This is a genomic window from Micromonospora sp. NBC_00617 (assembly GCF_045161355.1).
GTDB lineage: Bacteria > Actinomycetota > Actinomycetes > Mycobacteriales > Micromonosporaceae > Micromonospora.
In genome coordinates this window covers 5,837,774-5,857,989 of record NZ_CP107751.1, presented here as the reverse complement: position 1 = coordinate 5,857,989, position 20,216 = coordinate 5,837,774, and the positions used below count along the sequence as shown (strand labels likewise).

The 20,216-nt window shown below is 70.3% G+C and carries 18 protein-coding genes and 1 tRNA gene; 11 read left to right on the top strand and 8 right to left on the bottom strand.

From position 1 onward, the window contains the following. Positions 1-402 precede the first annotated feature (402 nt). From rsmG to rpmH, 6 genes are all read right to left on the bottom strand, one after another. Positions 403-1,113: a 16S rRNA (guanine(527)-N(7))-methyltransferase RsmG gene (gene rsmG, locus OG505_RS27000; RefSeq protein WP_405434730.1), complete on the bottom strand. Its 711-nt coding sequence runs from the start codon at positions 1,111-1,113 to the stop codon at positions 403-405. Positions 1,114-1,303: 190 nt separating this feature from the next. Then, the gene (locus OG505_RS26995) at positions 1,304-1,939 is read right to left on the bottom strand and encodes a protein jag (RefSeq protein WP_405428751.1); all 636 of its coding nucleotides are present in this window, start codon (positions 1,937-1,939) and stop codon (positions 1,304-1,306) included. Between the two features lie 213 nt (positions 1,940-2,152). Continuing rightward, the gene (gene yidC, locus OG505_RS26990) at positions 2,153-3,145 is read right to left on the bottom strand and encodes a membrane protein insertase YidC (RefSeq protein WP_405428750.1); all 993 of its coding nucleotides are present in this window, start codon (positions 3,143-3,145) and stop codon (positions 2,153-2,155) included. Further along, the gene (gene yidD / locus OG505_RS26985) at positions 3,142-3,435 is read right to left on the bottom strand and encodes a membrane protein insertion efficiency factor YidD (protein ID WP_405428748.1); all 294 of its coding nucleotides are present in this window, start codon (positions 3,433-3,435) and stop codon (positions 3,142-3,144) included. The genes yidC and yidD overlap by 4 nt, the downstream gene beginning before the upstream one ends. Further along, complete coding sequence (gene rnpA / locus OG505_RS26980; protein WP_405428746.1) at positions 3,432-3,848, bottom strand: ribonuclease P protein component; 417 nt, start codon at positions 3,846-3,848, stop codon at positions 3,432-3,434. Before rnpA ends, yidD begins: the two co-directional genes overlap by 4 nt. Before the next feature lie 34 nt (positions 3,849-3,882). Next, entirely contained in the window at positions 3,883-4,020 is a 138-nt protein-coding gene (rpmH, locus tag OG505_RS26975) for a 50S ribosomal protein L34 (RefSeq protein WP_007453904.1), read from the bottom strand. A gap of 633 nt (positions 4,021-4,653) precedes the next feature. Between rpmH and dnaA the strand changes: the two genes are divergently transcribed. From dnaA to OG505_RS26950, 5 genes are all read left to right on the top strand, one after another. Further along, a complete protein-coding gene (gene dnaA, locus OG505_RS26970) occupies positions 4,654-6,474 on the top strand; it encodes a chromosomal replication initiator protein DnaA (RefSeq protein WP_405428743.1) in 1,821 nt (606 codons plus the stop codon). A gap of 796 nt (positions 6,475-7,270) precedes the next feature. Beyond that, entirely contained in the window at positions 7,271-8,404 is a 1,134-nt protein-coding gene (gene dnaN / locus OG505_RS26965) for a DNA polymerase III subunit beta (protein WP_405428742.1), read from the top strand. 40 nt (positions 8,405-8,444) lie between these two features. Continuing rightward, positions 8,445-9,317: a phosphogluconate dehydrogenase (NAD(+)-dependent, decarboxylating) gene (gene gnd, locus OG505_RS26960; RefSeq protein ID WP_405428740.1), complete on the top strand. Its 873-nt coding sequence runs from the start codon at positions 8,445-8,447 to the stop codon at positions 9,315-9,317. Between the two features lie 16 nt (positions 9,318-9,333). Then, the gene (gene recF / locus OG505_RS26955; RefSeq protein ID WP_405428739.1) at positions 9,334-10,467 is read left to right on the top strand and encodes a DNA replication/repair protein RecF; all 1,134 of its coding nucleotides are present in this window, start codon (positions 9,334-9,336) and stop codon (positions 10,465-10,467) included. 31 nt (positions 10,468-10,498) lie between these two features. Continuing rightward, a complete protein-coding gene (locus tag OG505_RS26950) occupies positions 10,499-11,149 on the top strand; it encodes a DUF721 domain-containing protein (protein WP_405434728.1) in 651 nt (216 codons plus the stop codon). Positions 11,150-11,159: 10 nt separating this feature from the next. Here OG505_RS26950 and OG505_RS26945 read toward each other — a convergent pair whose 3' ends face one another. Further along, a complete protein-coding gene (locus OG505_RS26945) occupies positions 11,160-11,387 on the bottom strand; it encodes a hypothetical protein (RefSeq protein ID WP_405428737.1) in 228 nt (75 codons plus the stop codon). A gap of 89 nt (positions 11,388-11,476) precedes the next feature. On the opposite strand from OG505_RS26945, the gene OG505_RS26940 reads away from it, so the two are divergent. Continuing rightward, complete coding sequence (locus OG505_RS26940; protein ID WP_405428735.1) at positions 11,477-11,977, top strand: MarR family winged helix-turn-helix transcriptional regulator; 501 nt, start codon at positions 11,477-11,479, stop codon at positions 11,975-11,977. Here the strand turns inward: OG505_RS26940 and OG505_RS26935 are convergent. Then, positions 11,962-12,516, bottom strand: a complete 555-nt coding sequence (locus OG505_RS26935; RefSeq protein WP_234584449.1) for a hypothetical protein — start codon at positions 12,514-12,516, stop codon at positions 11,962-11,964. The two genes, OG505_RS26940 and OG505_RS26935, sit on opposite strands and share 16 nt — an antisense overlap. 522 nt (positions 12,517-13,038) lie before the next feature. Here OG505_RS26935 and gyrB point away from each other — a divergent pair. The 5 genes from gyrB to OG505_RS26910 all read left to right on the top strand — a co-directional run bounded on the left by gyrB (position 13,039) and on the right by OG505_RS26910 (position 20,204). Further along, positions 13,039-14,985, top strand: a complete 1,947-nt coding sequence (gene gyrB, locus OG505_RS26930) for a DNA topoisomerase (ATP-hydrolyzing) subunit B (protein WP_405428733.1) — start codon at positions 13,039-13,041, stop codon at positions 14,983-14,985. A 130-nt stretch (positions 14,986-15,115) separates the two neighbouring features. Further along, positions 15,116-18,898 (top strand): intein-containing DNA gyrase subunit A, encoded by a 3,783-nt coding sequence (gene gyrA / locus OG505_RS26925; protein WP_405428732.1) that lies wholly within the window; start codon positions 15,116-15,118, stop codon positions 18,896-18,898. Positions 18,899-18,902: 4 nt separating this feature from the next. Beyond that, complete coding sequence (locus tag OG505_RS26920) at positions 18,903-19,808, top strand: DUF3566 domain-containing protein (RefSeq protein ID WP_405428730.1); 906 nt, start codon at positions 18,903-18,905, stop codon at positions 19,806-19,808. A 151-nt stretch (positions 19,809-19,959) separates the two neighbouring features. Then, positions 19,960-20,033, top strand: a tRNA-Ile gene (locus OG505_RS26915). 42 nt (positions 20,034-20,075) lie between these two features. Next, positions 20,076-20,204, top strand: coding sequence for a DLW-39 family protein (locus OG505_RS26910; RefSeq protein WP_007453934.1), 129 nt, complete (start codon positions 20,076-20,078; stop codon positions 20,202-20,204). The last annotated feature ends 12 nt before the right edge of the window (positions 20,205-20,216 follow it).

The following is a 20,216-nucleotide window of genomic DNA, read 5'->3' as shown; positions in this document are numbered from 1 at the left end:
CCGCGATGCCAGCGGATCGCCGTCCGCCGGAGGGGTGGACGCCCCGGTGACACCGGGCGACCAGCTGGGGTAGTCGGTTTCACGTGAAACCGGGTCGCTGGTTGACCCGGTCACGCGTGGATCGTCGTACCTGCCGTCGTCATGCACCTGTCATCCCTGCCCGCTTCGGATGGTCGGTCCGCGCCCCGGTCAACTTGGCCACACCCGCGCTCGCACCCCGGAGCGTACGGCCCCTCGGGAGCGGTCGGAGTCCGCGACGTCCGTCGGCCGCTCCACATTATCGACGCGCGGCCAGCCTACGGCGGACGGGCGCGGCCGGTCCACGTCGGGTTCTCATTAGCTCGTCCATCCGTACCGGTACAACGAGGCAACCCTCCGACCGGACGCCCGATGGCGCGATGGTCAGCGGCGTCGGGCTCGCCCGCCTCGGGAGCGCTTGCTCGCGGCCGGCCGGACCGGACCGACCATCCGCTCACGGACGATCTCCACCACGGTCGTGGGCGGATCGATCACCCCGACACCACAGAGGTGTACGGCGGCTTCCCCGCCACCGAGTCGCGCCACGACGTCGGCGTGCTCCTCGATCTCCGCGGCGGCGGACGATCCCTTGAGCGCCAGCAGCCGTCCGCCCCGCACGGCGAGCGGGAGGCACCAGGTCGCCAATCGGTCCAGCGGCGCGACCGCGCGGGCCGTCACCACGTCGCCGCTGATCGGCTCCCGGCCACTCGATCCGCTGGCGGCTTCGTCGGCCCGGCCGCGGAACACCCGTACCGACCTGGTCAGGCCGAGCCGCTCGACGACCTCGATCAGGAACGACGTCCGCCGAGCCAGCGGCTCGATCAGGGTGACCGTCAGGTCGGGGCGCGCGATGGCCAGCACCAGACCGGGCAGCCCGGCGCCGGAGCCCACGTCGAGCACGCGCGCCTCGGTCGGAATGCGCTCGACCACCGCGGCGCAGTTGAGGAGATGACGGTCCCAGATCCGGGGCGCCTCGCGCGGGCCGATCAAACCGCGGACCACGCCGTCGGTGGCCAGGATTTCGGCGTACGCGGCGGCCAGGTCGAGCCGGTCACCGAAGAGAGTCAGTGCGGCCGGCGCCAGCTCGGGCGGCAGCGCGACGTCCGACGGCGACGGTGGGCCGTCTGACGGGGCGGCCGGTGGCGAGCCGTCGGCTCCGAGAGCCAGGGACGGGCCGCCGTCGGTGTCGGTGCCCGGAGTGGCACGCCGGACAGCGGACGGCCCGGACGGCGTGCCGCCCGGGCCGGTCACGGCGTCGGCCGTGGTGTCGTCGTGGGTCACCCGGTCAGTCCGCCGGCCGCACGACGATGCGGCGGTTGGGCTCGACGCCCTCCGACTCGCTCTCCACGCCGGCCATGGCGTTGACGACGTCGTGGACGCACTTGCGCTCGAACGCGGACATCGCCTCCAGGCGCACCGGCTCGCCGTACTCCTTGACCTTCTCGACGGCGTTCTTGGCGACGGCGGCGAGTTCCTTACGGCGGTTCGCCCGGTAGCCACCGACGTCGAGCAGCAGGCGGCTCGGCGTACCGGTCTGCCGGAAGATGGCGAGCCGGGTCAGCTCCTGGAGCGCCTCCAGGGTGGCGCCGCGCTGGCCGACCAGGTTCTGCAGTCGGGCACCGACGACCTCGACCACCGGACGGCCGCCAGCGACCAGCTCGTCGATGTCGCCGTCGTAGTCGAGGATGTCGAGCAGCCCTTCGACGTAGTCGGCCGCGATCTCGCTCTGCCGGAACAGGTCGGACTCGCCCACGGACTTCTTCTCACGACCACCGGCGGTGGCCTCGGTCTCGTCGCCGTCGGCCTCGTCGCCGTCGGCCTCGGTGTCGTCGGCCTCGGTGTCGTCGCCGTCCACCGCGAGCGTCGCGGTCTCCTCCTCGTCCAAGGACTGCTCGGTGCGGGGGATGCTGGTCTCGGTCACGGTCTCATCTCCGTACTCGCTCGGCCGGACCGTCGGGTCCGCTGGTTTCCCGGGGCCGGCGGGAGGTCGCCGGTGCCCACGGGCACGTCTGTACGGGCAGTGTCGCCCGTTACCGCGTCGTGCGCGGTCGGTTCCGCCCGGCGCCGGCCGTACGGCGGCTGCGCGGTGCGGGGTCGGGCCGCCGCCGGTTGCCCGACGGCGGCCCTACGGGGGTCAGCCCTGCCGCTTGGCCGGGCGGCTCTTCTTTGGGTTGGCCGGCTTGGCGCCCGGCTTCGGGCCCGCCACCTTCGGGGCGGTCGCCTTGACCGGGGCCGCGGGGGTGGCCCTGCCGCGGCCGAACAGGCCGCCCGACTTGGCGGGCTGCACCGGGCCGCGAGTGGCGGCGGGGGCGGTGGTCTTCTTGGCGGTCACCGGCGGGGGGAACTTCCGCAGCACCCACTGCTGCTGACCGAGGGTGAAGAGGTTGTTCGTAACCCAGTAGATGATCACACCGATCGGGAAGATCGCGCCGGAGATCAGCAGCGAGGCCGGGATGCCGTAGAGCATCAGCCGCTGGATCATCCGCTGCTGCGGGTCTTCGGCCCAGCCGGTCTTGAGGATCATTTGACGGCTGGTCAGGTAGGTGGTGCCGATCATGATGAGGACCAGGATGCCGGCGATCACCTTGACGGTGGTGCCGTTCGCGCCGAGCCGGGACAGCTCCTCAGCGGTGGACCCGAACTTGCCCGACAGGGGCGCGGTGAAGAGCTTCGCGTGCGAGGCGCTGTTGAACTGGTCGACGGTCCAGCCGTAGATCGTCTTCTTGTCTTCCGACTTGAAGGGGTCAAGTCGACGCAGCACGTGGAAGAGGCCCAGGAAGACGGGGATCTGGAGGAACATCGGAAGGCAGCCCATCAGCGGGTTGGCCTTTTCCTTCCGGTAGAGCTCCATCATCTCTTTCTGGAGCGTCTCCCGGTCACCCTTGTGCTTCTCCTGCAGCTCCTTGACCTTGGGCTGCAATGCCTGCATCGCCCGCTGGGACTTGATCTGCTTGACGAAGACCGGGAACAGGATCACCCGGACGGAGACCACCAGGAAGACGATGGCCAGGATCCAGGCGAAGTTGGTGCCGATCACCGCGTCGACGGGCACCCCGATGGCGTCCCAGGCGGAGTGCCAGGTCAGCAGGATCCACGAAATCGCGTAGTAGATCCAGTCGAGACTCAATTCGGTGCTCCAGTCACATCGGCACGGCGGCGACCGCCCGGCTCCGGCACCGGGTCATGTCCACCAGGGTGGAAGGGGTGGCAGCGCAACAACCGCCGGACCGCCAGCGCGGCTCCCCGGAGCGCGCCGTGCCGGGACACCGCCTCCTGGGCGTACGCACTGCACGACGGGTAGAACCGACAGCGAGCCGGCAGTGCCGGACTTATCCACCGACGGTACGCGATGATGGGCGCGATCAGCACCCTGGCACCGGTTGACGTCGGGCGCGTGGCGGTCGGGTCAGTGCTCACCGGGACCGCCTTTCCCGGGGCGACCGGGCAACCGCGATGGCGGAGTCCAGGTCCGTGGCGAGCCGGGGATACGACGCGTCAGCCGCAGCGGGCAGCGCCCGGACGACAAGGGTGCTGCCGGCGGGCAGCGCGCCGAGCCGCTCCCGGACCAACGCCCGCAGTCGACGCCGAACCTTGTTACGGACCACCGCGTTGCCGACGGCCTTGGATACGACGAAGCCGGCGCGGGCCGGGGCGGAGGGCTGCTCCGCAACGGTGTCCCGCGCCGGCTCCGGCGAGGTCGTTGTGCCGGTCCCGGTGGTCGACGGCATGGTCAGGTGGACCACGATCGCGCCTCGGCCTACGCGTCGGCCACCGCGAACCGCTGCGGCGAAGTCGGTGCTACGCCGCAGTCGCTGTGCGGCGGCCAGCACGACTGCCCACGTCCCCCGGACCGGCCCGGTCGGCTCAGGCCGACAGGGTGGTGCGACCCTTGGCGCGGCGGCTCGAGAGGATGGCACGGCCGGCACGGGTGCGCATGCGCAGCCGGAAGCCGTGGGTCTTCGCGCGCCGGCGGTTGTTCGGCTGGTAGGTGCGCTTGCTCACGTCAGGCTCTCCGTTTTCGTACGCGCCCCGCGCGACGGGATCGCCGGGGTCGTGGGGTGGTCCAGGCCACCTCGACGGTGGCCACCGATCGGTGCTGCCCTGCGGAGCCGGACCTCGGCGGTGCGGGGATGCGACCGCGGACAGCAAGCACCCATCACCCTAGCAGAGGACGAGAGAGCAGCCGCTCCAGCCTACGCAGGGGTGCAATGACCGTCAAACACCCACAGCGGGGGGGAACATCGGGACGCGCCCGGGACCGAAGGGGAGGTTTTCGCTGATGCCGACAAGGCCGCTGCCGCGTCGCCGGTTGATGGGGCAGGGACAACGCTGTTACCGTGCCCGATTGCGGTGAGCGTCGGAAGCTCCGGTCGTCGCGCGCAGGCAAGACCGGACACGCTGGTGAATCGTTCGGCACGGTGAACCCGCTTCAGCGCACGTCCAGGCAGGGGGCAGGTCCCACCCGCGCCCGGCGGGCGACCACAATCGGTCGGTACACAGGCTGTGGATAACCTGTGGACGACCGCTGGTCAGCTGTCCGGGTGGGTGTTGTTCCACCCGCGCACGCGGCGGGCCCGGGACGGCCGGCTGGCAGACAGCGGCGGCCGGGAGCAGAGGCGAGGGGGTGGCACGACGGTGGCCGGTACGACCGACCTTGCCGCGGTGTGGTTGGCGGCGACCGACGAGCTCGCCGACGAGATCATCTCCGCCCAGCAGCGTGCCTACCTCCGGCTGACCCGCCTCCGGGCGATCGTCGAGGACACCGCGCTGCTCTCCGTACCGGACGCGTTCACCCGAGACGTGATCGAGTCGCGGCTCCGCCCAGCGATCACCGAGGCGCTGACCCGCCGGCTCGGCCGGCCGATCCAGGTGGCCGTGACGGTGCGGGTGGCCGAGGACGCCACCGGACGCCCGGCCGGCACCGTCTACCGCAGCACCCCCGAGCCGGGGCTGCCCGACGTCGAGGATCCGCCGTCCGCCCCGCTCGGCGACGAGTACACCGGGCGAGGTGTGGCCGACGAGGCCACCGGTGAGCAGCAGCGCCCACCCGCGGGCCCCATACCGCCGGCGCCGGCGAGCCCGCCTCCCGCGTCGGCCGTCGACGGGCACCGGTCCGGTCTGATCCCCGCCAGCCGGGACGGGCAGGAGGCACTCTTCAGCGCGGCCTTCGTCGAGCCGATGCGCTCGCCCCGACCGGCGCCCGAGCGGCGCGGGTACGACGAACAGGCGGCCCGCCTCGACCCGCCCGGCCCCGACACCCGGCCGTATGAGCCCCGCTACTCCGAGGGCGCCGCGTCCCCCCGGGACCAGCACGTGATCCGTTCACTGCCCCGTGACGGTGCGACGGACAGCGGTCCGGGCCGCAGTGGGATGGAACACCGCGCGGGCGGCCGCGACGACCGCCGGCTGCCCGGCGCCGACACCGGCGGCAACCGGCTGAACCCGAAGTACATGTTCGAGACGTTCGTCATCGGCTCGTCCAACCGGTTCGCCCACGCGGCCAGCGTGGCGGTGGCCGAGTCGCCGGCGAAGGCGTACAACCCGCTGTTCATCTACGGCAGCTCGGGGTTGGGCAAGACGCACCTGCTGCACGCCATCGGGCACTACGCCACCACGCTCGGCAACGCCCGGTCGGTGCGGTACGTCTCGACCGAGGAGTTCACCAACGACTTCATCAACTCGCTGCGGGACGACAAGACCAGCGCGTTCCAGCGGCGCTACCGCGACGTCGACATCCTGCTGATCGACGACATCCAGTTCCTGGAGAACCGCGAGCGTACGCAGGAGGAGTTCTTCCACACCTTCAACACCCTGCACAACGCCAACAAGCAGATCGTCATCACCTCGGACCGGTCACCGAAGCAGTTGGCCACGCTGGAGGACCGGCTGCGGACGCGCTTCGAGTGGGGCCTGCTCGCCGACATCCAGCCACCGGACCTGGAGACGCGGATCGCGATCCTGCAGAAGAAGGCGGCGCAGGAGCGGCTGTACGCCCCGCCGGACGTGCTGGAGTTCATCGCCTCCCGGGTGTCGAACTCGATCCGGGAGCTGGAGGGCGCGCTGATCCGGGTGACCGCGTTCGCGAGCCTGACCCGGTCGACCGTCGAGCTGTCGTTGGCCGAGGAGGTGCTGCGGGACTTCATCCCGGACGGCGCCGGCCCGGAGATCACGGCGGACCAGATCATGGTCTCCACGGCCGACTACTTCGGGGTGAGCCTGGAGGACCTGCGCGGCCAGTCCCGCTCCCGGGTCCTGGTCAACGCCCGCCAGGTGGCCATGTACCTGTGTCGGGAGCTGACCGAGTTGTCGTTGCCCCGGATCGGGCAGGCGTTCGGTGGCCGGGACCACACCACCGTCATGCACGCCGACCGCAAGATCCGGCAGCAGATGGCCGAGCGGCGTTCGCTCTACAACCAGATCGCCGAGCTGACCAACCGGATCAAGCAGAACACCTGAGGGGTACGCCGCACGACGCGGCGGACACGCCCGGCCGGATCTCCGGCTGGGCGTTCTTTTTTGGTCTCCGGCGGGCCTCGGCTCACCTCCCGGGGGCGGGTTCGGCTTGACCCTCGACATGGTGCAGACCACAGGATCGACGCCGTGACCACCTTGATACTCACTCGTTGTCCACAGCTCGTTATCCACCGTCGGTGGATAACTACGGTCCGTCCTCCGCCAGTTACCCACAGCCTGTGGAGAAACCCTGTGTACGACGCTGTGGACGGCTGGGGACAACGACGACGTTGTCCACCGATGATCGTCGGCCTGTGTACGAGCTGTTGAAGGTTCTGGGGACAACGGCAATGGTGATCTTCTCGGTCGTCCACAGGCATGGGGAGAAAGTCGGTGGATTACCGGTGGACAACCGGTGGACAACGGTGGACAACCGGCCGTCGTCGCCGGGCTGTGGACACCCGAGGCAGTTGTACCCCCGGTTCTCCACAGCCAACTCACCGGTGGATAACCTGTCTGAGCTGCGCAGACCCGAGTTCTCCACAGTTTGCACAGGTGCGATGAAGACGATGGGTTATCTCTTCTAAGAGAACAAAAACCAATCATCACCGTTGGGCTTTCTGTGGATCGGGCCGAACGCTGCCGGACCGGCCGGTCAGCATCGACACGATCCACGGGGTCGGGCGCACAGCCGATGTCCCCGCGCCCTAAGGTGCGATGGGTACCCGCACGGTCGGGCGGGACGGTAGGCAGCGGTCGGCATGAGAGAGTTGTCGCTGACGTCGACGCGGAGGCATTGATGAAGTTCCGAGTGGAGCGCGACGCGCTCGCCGAGGCCGTGGCGTGGACCGCGAAGAGCCTGCCGAACCGGCCATCCGTACCGGTGCTCGCCGGGGTGATGCTCCGCGTCACCGACGGCAACCTGCGGGTCTCCGGTTTCGACTACGAGGTTTCCAGTCAGGTGACCGTCGAGGTGCAGGGTGACGCCGACGGCGCCGCGCTGGTCTCCGGCCGCCTGCTTGCCGAGATCACCAAGGCGCTGCCGGCCAAGCCGGTCGACATCGCCGCGGTCGGCGCCCACCTTGAGCTGGTCTGCGGCAGCGCCCGGTTCACCCTGCCCACCATGCCGGTGGAGGACTACCCCGCCCTGCCCGAGATGCCGCAGAGCGCCGGCACCGTCGACGCCGCGGCGTTCGCCACCGCGGTCTCCCAGGTGGCCATCGCCGCCGGCCGGGACGAGACGCTGCCGATGATGACCGGCGTCCGCGTCGAGCTCGCCGGCAACACGCTGTCGATGCTCGCCACCGACCGGTACCGGCTGGCCTTGCGCGAGATCCAGTGGCGGCCCGACGACCCCGAGGTCAGCATCAACGCCCTGGTCCCGGCCCGCACCCTGAACGACACCGCCAAGGCGCTCGGCCCGCTGGGCGGCGAGGTCACCCTCGCCCTCGCTCAGGGCGCGGCGGGAGAGGGCATGGTCGGCCTCGCCGGCGGTACCCGTCGCACCACCAGCCGGCTGCTCGACGGCGCCAACTACCCGCCGGTTCGCTCGCTCTTCCCGGCCACCCACAACGCCGAGGCCCGGGTGTCGGTCAGCACCCTGATCGAGGTCGTCAAGCGGGTCGCCCTGGTGGCCGAGCGCACCACCCCGGTGCTGCTCAGCTTCAGCGCCGACGGGCTGGTGGTCGAGGCCGGCGGCTCCGAGGAGGCACGGGCGAGCGAGGCGATGGAGGCCACCTTCACCGGTGACGCGCTGACCATCGGCTTCAACCCGCAGTACCTCATCGACGGCCTGGCGAACCTGGGTTCGCAGACCGCCGTGCTGTCGTTCGTCGACGCCTTCAAACCCGCGGTGATCTCACCCGCCGGCGAGGATGGCGAGGCCATTCCGGGGTATCGGTACCTCATCATGCCGATCCGCGTGTCTCGCTGATCGCGCCCAGCAACACCCAGATCCACGGAGGTAGGAACAAATGCAGCTCGGCCTGGTAGGACTCGGCCGGATGGGCGGCAACATGCGCGAGCGGTTGCGGGCTGCCGGCCACGAGGTGGTCGGATTCGATCACAACCCGCAGCTGAGCGACGCGGCAAACCTCGCCGAGCTGGCACAGAAGCTGGAATCGCCGCGGGCGGTCTGGGTCATGGTGCCCGCCGGCGTCACCGACGCCACGATCGACGAACTCGCCGAGGTACTCGGCGACGGCGACATCATCATCGACGGCGGCAACTCCCGCTTCAGCGACGACGCTCCCCGGGCCGAGCGGTTGAACGAGCGCGGCATCGGCTACGTGGACGTCGGCGTCTCCGGGGGCGTCTGGGGCCGGCAGAACGGCTACGGGCTGATGGTCGGCGGCGCCCAGGAGCACGTCGACCGGCTCATGCCGATCTTCCAAGCCCTCAAGCCGGAGGGTGAGTTCGGTTTCGTGCACGCCGGCCCCGTCGGCGCCGGGCACTACTCGAAGATGGTGCACAACGGCATCGAGTACGGCCTCATGCACGCCTACGCCGAGGGCTACGAGCTGCTGACCGCCTCCGAGCTGGTGACCAACGTCCCGGGCGTGTTCAAGTCCTGGCGCGAGGGCACCGTGGTCCGCTCCTGGCTGCTCGACCTGCTCGACCACGCGCTCGACGAGGACCCGGAGCTGGCCGAGCTGAGCGGCTACACCGAGGACACCGGCGAGGGCCGGTGGACCGTCGACGAGGCGGTCCGGCTCGCCGTCCCGCTGAACGTCATCACCGCCTCCCTGTTCGCCCGGTTCGCCTCCCGGCAGGACGACTCACCCGCCATGAAGGCCGTCGCCGCGCTGCGCCAGCAGTTCGGTGGCCACGCCGTCCACAAGCGCTGAGCGGTATCCACAACCTGTGTACGTCCACCGACTGGAACTGGTCGACTTCCGCTCGTACGAGCGGGTCGCCGTCGACCTCCAGCCGGGGGCGAACGTCCTGATCGGCGCCAACGGCGTCGGCAAGACCAACCTCGTCGAGGCGCTCGGCTACGTGGCGACCCTGGATTCGCACCGGGTCGCCACGGACGCGCCGCTGGTCCGGATGGGCGCCACCTCGGCGGTGATCCGCTGCGCGGTGGTCCACGACGGCCGGGAACTCCTCGTCGAGCTGGAGATCGTGCCGGGCCGGGCCAACCGGGCGCGGCTGGGCCGCTCCCCGGCGCGGCGGGCCCGGGACGTGCTCGGCGCCCTGCGACTGGTGCTCTTCGCGCCGGAGGACCTGGAGCTGGTCCGCGGCGACCCGGCCGAGCGCCGCCGCTACCTGGACGACCTGCTGGTCAACCGGCAACCCCGCTACGCGGGCGTACGGGCCGACTACGAGCGGGTCGTCAAGCAGCGCAACGCCCTGCTGCGCACCGCGTACCTCGCCCGCAAGACCGGCGGCACCCGGGGCGGCGACCTCGGCACCCTCGCCGTCTGGGACACCCACCTGGCCCAGCACGGCGCGGAGCTGCTCGCCGGGCGGCTGGAGCTGGTCGCCGCGCTCACCCCGCACGTCGCCAAGGCGTACGACGCGGTGGCCGCCGGGCGGGGCGCGGCCGGTATCACCTACCGGCCGTCCATCGAGCTGGCCGAGCCGACCACCGACCGGGCCACGCTGGCCGAGGCGCTGACCACCGCGCTCGCCGCCTCGCGCACCGCGGAGATCGAACGGGGGACCACCCTCGTCGGCCCGCACCGCGACGAGCTGGCCCTGTCTCTCGGGCCGCTCCCCGCCAAGGGGTACGCCAGCCACGGCGAGTCCTGGTCCTTCGCGCTCGCCCTGCGGCTGGCCGGCTACGACCTGCTGCGCGCCGACGGTATCGAGCCGGTCCTGGTGCTCGACGACGTCTTCGCCGAGCTGGACACCGGGCGTCGGGAGCGGCTGGCGGAGCTGGTCGGCGGGGCGAGTCAGCTGCTGGTCACCTGCGCCGTGGACGACGACGTGCCGGCCGCGCTGCGCGGCACCCGCTATCAGGTCGGCGAGGGGACGGTACGCCGTGTCGGATGAACCGGACGCCAGGCGGTCAGGCGCCAACCGCATCGGCAGCGGCCGACCGGCCGGTGACGCCGCGAGCGCGCGTACCGCGAGGTCGGGAGCGACCGGAGGCGGCGCTGACGGCCCGGACGTGGCCGGAAGTGGCGCGGCCGGGGTCGACGGCGGCGGGCCGGCGGACGGTGCGACGGGGCCGGAGCTGGCCCGGGCGGTGCTCGACGCGGCGCTGTCGCGCCGGCAGGCGGCGGCGCGCACCCGGCGTGCCCCTGGCGGCGCGGGCGCCGACGGTGCCGGCGGCTCGGGGCGGCGGCTGCGTGGCTACTCCGGCCCCGGCCCGGACCCGCGCGACCCGCAACCCCTCAGCGCGGTGCTGAACCGGCTGGTCAAGGCGCGCGGCTGGCAGCAGCCCGCCGCCGAGGCCACCGTGTTCGGCGCCTGGGAGCGGGTGGTCGGTGCCGAGGTCGCCCAGCACAGCCGGCCGGTCAAGCTGGAGAACGGCGAACTGACCGTGGAGGCGCGCTCGACGGCCTGGGCGACCCAGCTGCGGCTGCTCGCCGGCTCGCTGCTCAAGCAGATCGCCCAGGAGGTCGGTCACAACGTGGTGCGCAAGCTGCACATCCACGGCCCGGCCGCGCCGTCCTGGCAGAAGGGGCCGCGCCGGGTGCGCGGTCGGGGGCCGCGCGACACGTACGGCTGAGCCGGCCCGCTCAGCGCCGTCGGTCGGCTTCGCGGGCCGCCCGCTTGCGGTCGCGCTGCTCCTGGGTGTAGCGCTTGCGCTCGGCCAGGTCGCGTTTCCACGCCTCGCGGGCCTCGGCCGAGCCACCCTGCACGGCGCCCGCGACCCCGTCGGCCGGGCCGGCGAGGTTCCGGAACGTCCACCGCATCAGGCGACCACCCTCGCCCGGTGTCCTGTTCGCCGTGCCGTTCTCGCTCATCCCGGTCCTTCCACGCGATCAGTTGCCACACCAATGATTGGTGCACCAACGATCGCTACGATAGTCAGCATGCAGTCAGCGAGCAACCGATGAGTGGGCAGCCGGAGGGCGTCGACCCGTTGGCGCTGGAACAACAGGTCTGCTTCGCCCTGTCGGTCGCCGCACGCAGCGTGGTGGCCGTCTACCGGCCGCTGCTGGAACCGATGGGGCTGACCCACCCCCAGTACCTGGTGATGCTGGCGCTGTGGCAGCACGCGCCGCTGTCCGGTCGCGACCTCAGCCGCCTGCTGCAGCTCGACCCGGGCACCCTGTCACCCCTGCTCAAGCGGCTCGAAGCAGCCGGCTACCTGCGCCGGGAACGCGACGCCGCCGACGAGCGCAGCCTCGCCGTCACCCTTACCGCCACCGGCGCGGCCCTGCGCGCCCAGGCCGAACGGATCCCGGCCGCGATCGTGCAACGCCTCGGGCTGCCCGTCGAGGACCTGCAGCACCTGCACGCGGTGCTCACCCAGGTGATCGCGGCGGCCAACCGGCCCGGCGCCGACCCGGCCGCCCCGCAGAGCGGGACGGCCGCTCAGGCGTCGGCGTAGACGGCGAAGCCGCGCTCGGCGCAGCGGCGGTAGAACGCGGCCAGCACGCCCAGCTCCGCACAGGTGAAGTTCCACTGCGGCGGATCACCGCGCTCGTCGCGCAGCGCGTCGAGGCGAGTCTCCAGCCAGCGCAGCTGCTGCTCGGCCAACCGGCCGTCGCCGAGCAGCGCCCGCAGCACCGTGCTCACCGAGTCGAAGGTGACCGTCTCGCCGTACTCCCGGTGGCCGGCCACGAACCGCTCGATGCCGCCGGCGATCCAGGCGCAGCCGTCCGGGTCGATCACCGGATCCTCGTCCTCGGCGGCGGCATCTGTGGCATACAACACACCTTCGAGACCGAGCAGGAGATCCACCAGCTCGGTGTAGGCGGTCGCCCGGACGGTGCCGGTCTTCGCGATCAGCTCGGCCAGCGCCGCCGTCGGCGCGGAGATCCGCGGCAGGTCGACGATCTCGCCGAAGTCGACGAACTCGGCCGGCGCCACCGGATCATAGAAGCGGCCGGTCCGCGGCCAGTGCACCGCGACGTTGTCCAGCCCCATCTTTCACCTCTTAGAGAGCACGTGTCGGGTCGATCGGGTCGATCGTCCCGGTTCCGGCCGGTAAAGATCAAGGCCGCTTCCGGGGCGCCGCAAACGTACGGCACGGACGGTCCGGCCGCGACCCCCGACCCGCCCGAGCGCGGGTCAACCCGTTCGGGGGCGGCGCGTCCGAACGGAGCCTGGCGTGTGGGGGGAGTCGCGGGTAACGGGGTTCTGCCGGCTACGGACATCTCAGCCGCCTCGTTGAGGGTGCCGAGTGGTGGTTCTGTCCTCCGCGCACAGTAGGATTGACAACGAGACGAAGACCCGGTGCGGGGCGGGGGACGGGGCCGGTGGCCCAGTTTCATTCTCCACTCCGGGTTGAGCCGATCGCGATCCGCGGGCAAACCGCGGCGACCGGCGCGTTCGACCCGCTGTCCGGAGGTCTCCGGCGCCGGTCCGCGCGCCGACGTCGCGTCCTGTCCGCCGAACCCGCGCCCGACGTGCCCTCCCGGCGCCGACGACGCGAGAAAGTGGCCGAGGGTGGCAGCGCAGGACAAGCAGGAGTACGGCGCAGAGTCGATCACCGTTCTCGAGGGGCTGGAGGCGGTCCGCAAGCGGCCCGGTATGTACATCGGGTCCACCGGCGAACGCGGTCTGCACCACCTCGTCTGGGAGGTCGTCGACAACGCGGTCGACGAGGCGCTGGCCGGATACTGCGACACCATCGACGTGGTGCTGCTCGCCGACGGCGGCGTCCGGGTCACCGACAACGGCCGAGGCTTCCCCGTCGACCTGCACCCGAAGCTGAAGAAGCCGGGTGTCGAGGTCGCGCTGACCGTGCTGCACGCGGGCGGCAAGTTCGACGGCAAGGCGTACGCGGTGTCCGGGGGTCTGCACGGCGTCGGCGTCTCCGTGGTGAACGCGCTCTCCACGCGGATGGCCGTGGAGATCCACAAGTCGGGCTTCGTCTGGCGGCAGCAGTACAACAACTCCAAGCCCAGCTCTCTCGACAAGGGCGAGACCACCGACCGCACCGGTTCGGCGGTCTCCTTCTGGCCCGACCCCGACGTCTTCGAGACGGTCGACTTCGACTTCCAGACCATCTACCGGCGCCTGCAGGAGATGGCCTTCCTCAACCGCGCGCTGCGCATCCACCTGCTCGACGAGCGGGTGGCCGAGGAGGAGGACGGCCGGCAGCGCGAGGTCACCTTCTTCTACGAGGGCGGCATCGCGGACTTCGTCCGGCACCTCAACGCCTCGAAGAGCCCGATCCACAAGACCGTGGTCGAGTTCGAGGCCGAGGAGGAGGGCATGTCGCTCGAGATCGCCATGCAGTGGAACGAGTCGTACGGCGAGTCGGTCTACACCTTCGCCAACACGATCAACACGCACGAGGGTGGCACCCACGAGGAGGGCTTCCGGTCCGCGCTGACCAGCGTGGTCAACCGGTACGGCGCCGACAAGAAGCTGCTCAAGGGCGACGAGAAGCTCTCCGGCGAGGACATCCGGGAAGGGCTCGCGGCGATCATCTCGGTCAAGCTGGCCAACCCGCAGTTCGAGGGCCAGACCAAGACCAAGCTGGGCAACACCCCGGTGAAGAGCTTCGTGCAGCGGGTCTGCAACGACCGGCTGGTCGACTGGTTTGACCGCAACCCGGCCGAGGCCAAGATGATCATCACGAAGGCCTCCCAGGCGGCCCGTGCCCGGATCGCCGCGCAGCAGGCGCGCAAGCTGGCCCGGCGCAAGTCGCTGCTGGAATCCGGCTCGATGCCGGGCAAGCTGGCCGACTGCCAGTCGACCGACCCCCGCGAGTCCGAGGTGTTCATCGTCGAGGGCGACTCGGCCGGCGGCTCGGCCAAGCAGGGCCGCGACCCGCGGACCCAGGCGATCCTGCCGATCCGCGGCAAGATCCTCAACGTGGAGAAGGCCCGGATCGACCGGGTGCTGAAGAACAACGAGGTCCAGGCGCTGATCACCGCGCTGGGCACCGGCATTCACGACGACTTCGACATGGAGAAGCTGCGGTACCACAAGGTGGTGCTGATGGCCGACGCGGACGTCGACGGCCAGCACATCCAGACGCTGCTGCTCACCCTGCTGTTCCGCTTCATGCGTCCGCTGGTCGAGATGGGGCACGTCTACCTGGCCGCCCCGCCGCTCTACAAGATCAAGTGGAACAAGAAGGGCGACGACGCGCAGTACGCCTACTCCGACCGCGAGCGGGACGGGCTCATCGCGCTGCGCCAGCAGAAGAAGCCGAACGCCAAGCCGGACGACATCCAGCGCTTCAAGGGCCTCGGCGAGATGAACTATCCCGAGCTGTGGGAAACCACGATGAACCCGGCGACGCGTACCCTGCGTCAGGTCACGCTCGACGACGCCGCAACCGCGGACGAGTTGTTCAGCGTCCTGATGGGTGAGGACGTCGAGGCGCGCCGGTCGTTCATCCAGCGCAACGCCAAGGACGTGCGGTTCCTGGATATCTGACGGGCCTCGGCGGGCCGGTCGGGCACCACCCGGCCGGCTCGCCGGTCCACAGAGTTATCCACAGCTTGGTCGGTATCCACAGCCGTTATCCACAGCACGAAAACGACTCTGAGTCTGATAAGGGTATACAGTGACCGATTCCCCCGAGTCCACACCGAACGAGCCCGAGGTTCCCGCCGAGGCACTCGCCGCCGTGGTCGCGCACGACCGGATCGAGCCGGTCGGGCTCGAGGTGGAGATGCAGCGCTCCTACCTCGACTACGCGATGAGCGTGATCGTCGGGCGCGCGCTGCCGGACGTCCGGGACGGGCTCAAGCCGGTCCACCGCAAGATCCTCTACGCCATGTTCGACTCCGGCTACCGGCCGGACCGCGGCTACGTGAAGTGCTCCCGGGTCGTCGGCGACGTGATGGGTCAGTTCCACCCGCACGGCGACTCGGCGATCTACGACGCGCTGGTCCGGATGGCGCAGCCCTGGTCGCTGCGCTACCCGCTGGTCGACGGCAACGGCAACTTCGGCTCGCCGGGTAATGATCCGGCTGCCGCCATGCGCTACTGCGTCACGGCGGATGTCCGGATTCGCACCGCCGAGGGCAGCGTGCGGATCGCGGACGTGGTCGCCGACGCCGCGCCGTCCAGCGAGACCGACATCGACCTCAAGGTCCGCGACCGCAACGGCGACCTGGTCCGCGCCAGCAAGTTCTTCCACTCCGGTGAGCACCCGACGCTGCGGCTGCGCACCCGCGAGGGGTACGAGCTGACCGGCACCCACAACCACCCGGTGCTCTGCCTGGTGGACGTCGCCGGCGTGCCGACCCTGCTGTGGAAGTTGCTCGCCGAGATCTCCCCCGGCGACCGGGTCGTTCTCCAGCGTTCGGTGCCGGACGAGATCGGCTACCCGATGCTGGAGCACGTCGAGGCCGCCGTCCTCGCCGGCGCCTTCGTCAGCGAGGGCTGGGTCTCTACGGGACGGGCCGGTTTCAACAACGTCGACCGCGAGTTCTTCGTCCGCGTCCTCGCGGCCTACGACTTGGCGGTGGGCGGCCCGCGTTACGTCAGCGAGCGGGTCATCGCGTCCGGCAGCACCCTGCACGAACTCGACGTGCAGGACCTCACCGCGCTGCGGTCGAGCCTCCTCGGTGAGCTGATGGGCGCGCGCAGCGCCGCGAAGTTCGTTCCCGAGTTCGTCTGGCAGGGGCCGGCCGCGGTCAAGCGGGCGTTCCTTCAGGCGCTGTTCGAGGGCGACGGCTCGTCGTCGCTGCTGCCGCGCAACACCATTCAGATCTCGTACTCGACCCGGAGTGAGCGGTTGGCGGGCGAGGTCCAGCAGTTGCTGCTGGAGTTCGGTGTGATCAGCCGACAGATCCGCTACGACGATGGCGAGATCAAGGTCGTGGTGACCAACCGCCGCGACGCTCGAATCTTCGCCGCGCACGTCGGTTTCCTCGGCCGCAAGCAGGCCAAGCTGGAGGCCGAGCTGGCCCAGGTGCCGGCGAGCAGCACCGCGCTCTCCAGCGACCACGTGCCGCTGGTCGCCGACTTCATCCGCGAGCACGGCGCGCAGCGCTGGACCGAGCGGGACTGGCTGCGTCGGCACAACGTGGACCGGGTCGAGCGGTGGGAGCGCGACCGCGACGAGATCGCCGCCCGGATCACCAAATCCGAGGTGCTTGACGTCGTCGAGCCTCTTGTCGACGGGCGCTTCTACTACGCCGAGGTGGCGCAGATCACTGACGCCGGCGTGCAGCCGGTCTACAGCGTCCGGGTCGACACTGACGACCACTCGTTCGTCTCCGACGGGTTCGTCAGCCACAACACCGAGTGCAAGCTCGACCCGCTCGCCATGGAGATGCTGCGGGACATCGACGAGGACACCGTCGACCTGCAGGACAACTACGACGGCCGGGCCAAGGAGCCCACGATCCTGCCGTCGCGGATCCCCAACCTGCTGGTGAACGGCTCCGAGGGCATCGCGGTCGGCATGGCCACCAAGATCCCGCCGCACAACCTGCGGGAGATCGGCGCGGCGGTGCAGTGGTGCCTGGAGCACCCCGAGGAGGACGAGGAGACCACCCTCGAAGCCCTGCTCGGCATCGTCAAGGGCCCGGACTTCCCGACCCACGGCCTGATCGTCGGCACGACCGCCATCCAGGACGCGTACCGCACGGGTCGTGGTTCGATCCGGATGCGGGCCGTGGTGGAGGTCGAGGAGGACAAGCGGGGCCGGCCCTGCCTGGTCGTCAGCGAGCTGCCCTACCAGGTCAACCCGGACAACCTGGCCGAGCGGATCGCCGAGCTGATCAAGGAGGGCAAGCTCGCCGGCATCGCCGACATCCGCGACGAGTCCTCCGGGCGTACGGGCATGCGGATCGTGCTGGTGCTCAAGCGCGACGCGGTCGCCAAGGTGGTGCTGAACAACCTCTACAAGCACACCCAGCTCCAGGAGACCTTCGGCGCCAACATGCTGGCGCTGGTCGACGGTGTGCCGCGCACGCTCAACCTGGCCCAGTTCATCCGTTACTACGTCGAGCACCAGATCGACGTGATCCGCCGGCGGACGGCGTTCCGGCTGCGCAAGGCCGAGGAGCGGGCGCACATCCTGCGCGGTCTGGCCAAGGCGCTGGACGCGCTGGACGAGGTGATCGCGCTGATCCGGCGGTCGCCGACGGTGGACGACGCCCGGCAGGGCCTGATCCGGCTGCTGGAGATCGACGAGATCCAGGCGACCGCGATCCTGGACATGCAGCTGCGCCGCCTCGCCGCCCTGGAGCGGCAGCGAATCGTCGACGACCTGACCAAGCTCGAGATCGAGATCGCCGACCTCAAGGACATCCTCGCCAAGCCGGAGCGGCAGCGTCGGATCGTCTCGGAGGAGCTGGGCGAGATCGTCGCCAAGTGGGGCGACGAGCGGCGTACGCAGATCATCCCGTTCGACGGCGAGGTCTCGATGGAGGACCTCATCGCCCGGGAGGACGTGGTCGTCACGATCACCCGAACGGGGTACGCCAAGCGGACCAAGGTCGATCTGTACCGCTCGCAGCGGCGCGGCGGCAAGGGCGTCAGTGGCGCCACGCTGCGGCAGGACGACATCGTGAGCCACTTCTTCGTGTGCTCGACGCACGACTGGATCCTGTTCTTCACGAACAAGGGTCGGGTGTACCGGGCCAAGGCGTACGAGTTGCCGGAGGCCAGTAGGGTAGCCAAGGGCCAACACGTGGCCAATCTGCTCGCCTTCCTACCCGACGAGCAGATCGCGCAGATCATCGAAATCCCGAACTACCAGGTAGCCCCCTATCTGGTACTGGCCACGAAGAACGGCCTGGTGAAGAAGACGCGGCTCGAGGAGTTCGACTCCAACCGTTCCGGCGGAATCATCGCGATCAACCTGCGCGATGAGGACGAGCTGGTCGGTGCTGCGCTGGTGGCGCCGGAGAACGACCTGCTGCTGGTCTCCAAGAAGGCGCAGGCGATCCGGTTCAACGCCTCCGACGAGGCGCTGCGGCCGATGGGCCGGGCCACCTCGGGCGTGATCGGCATGCGCTTCACGGACGACGACGTCCTGCTCGCCATGGAGGTCGTTCGGGACGGCTTGGACGTCCTGGTGGCCACGAACGGGGGATACGCGAAACGTACCCCGATCGAGGAATACCCGGTGCAGGGCCGGGGAGGTAAGGGCGTGCTGACCGCGAAGATCACCGAACGGCGCGGTGGTCTGGTCGGTGCCGTGGTGATCGACCCGGACGACGAGTTGTTCGCGATCACCAGCAACGGTGGTGTCATTCGGACTCCGGTGAAGCCTGTACGCCGTACGCGTGACCGGAACACAATGGGGGTCAAGCTGATGGACCTCCCGGACGGCGTGACTATCGTGGCGATTGCTCGCAATGCCGACGAGCCTGACGAACAGGACTAGTTGAATGACGGAGACACAGGCGAAGTCGGGGAACACGGGGACCTCGGCCAACCCGGTCGACGAGGAGGCCGCCAAAGGCGGCACACCAGCGACCGGCCGCGCGGCCGTGGGCCGGGCCACGGTTCCCGCCGACGCGCCTGCCCCGAAATTCACCCGGGCTCCCGGCATGACACCTCCGCCGGAGCAGCCCGGCGAGGACGGGGGATCGGGCGACGCCAAGGCCGAGACGGCGGCTGTCGAGGCACCGACGTCCGCCGGGGCGGCCCCCACGGCGGCCGCCCCGACCCCGGCTCGGCCGACGACCACCCAGCCGACCAACACCCGGCCCGGTCAGGCGACATCGACCGGAGCCACCGGCACCCAGCCGCGGATCACGCCGGGCATGACCCAGCCCGACTCGGGGCGTACGGCCGCTGGCGGTCGCCCGGCGAGCGGTGGCGGCCTGCCGCCGGGGATCGGCAACGCGTCGGCCGTCGGTGCCGCTCGCGTCGGTGAGGCGGTACGCGCCGCGCGTACCTCGGTCAGCTCGGCGGCGTCCCGCGGACCGCGCCGGGCCCGGCTGAACCTCAAGCGGATCGACCCCTGGTCCGTGATGAAGTTCGCGTTCGCCGTCTCGGTGGTGCTGTTCATCGTCGTGGTGGTCGCCACGTCGGTGCTCTACCTGGCGCTGGACGCGATGGGCGTGTTCCAGAGCGTCAACGACAGCCTCAGCGACCTGGTCAACGCGGGCGGTGGGCAGAGCACCAACGGGTTCCAGATCACCGCCAAGGGCGTGATCCTCAGCTCGGCGCTGATCGGCCTGGTCAACGTGGTGCTGTTCACCGCGCTGGCCACGCTGGGAGCGTTCGTCTACAACGTCTGCGCCGACCTGGTCGGCGGGATCGAGCTGACGCTCGCCGAGCGGGACTGAGTGTGACCGGGGCGCCGGGCACCGCGGAATGCGGTCGCTCCGGCGCCCCGTACTCGGGTAGGTTTTGCAGGGCGGCGACGGAACGGCTCGCAGGTTCGGACCCCGATTTGGGGCCGGCAGAGCGGATGGGTTAATCTTGCCGTCGCAACGCGGGGCTATAGCTCAGTCGGTTAGAGCGCAGAGCTGATAACTCTGAGGTCGATGGTTCGATTCCATCTAGCCCCACCGCACATCGTCCGACGCTAGTCGAGCGCGAGGGGTCACCCCATGTTCAAGAAGTTGCTGATCCTGGCCGGCGTCGTCGGCGTGGCTGCCGTCGTCTTCAACAAGGTCAAGGCCGCCAACGACGAGCGTGCCCTGTGGCACGAGGCGACCACCGCACCCGACCTGCGCTGACGTCCGGCCGGC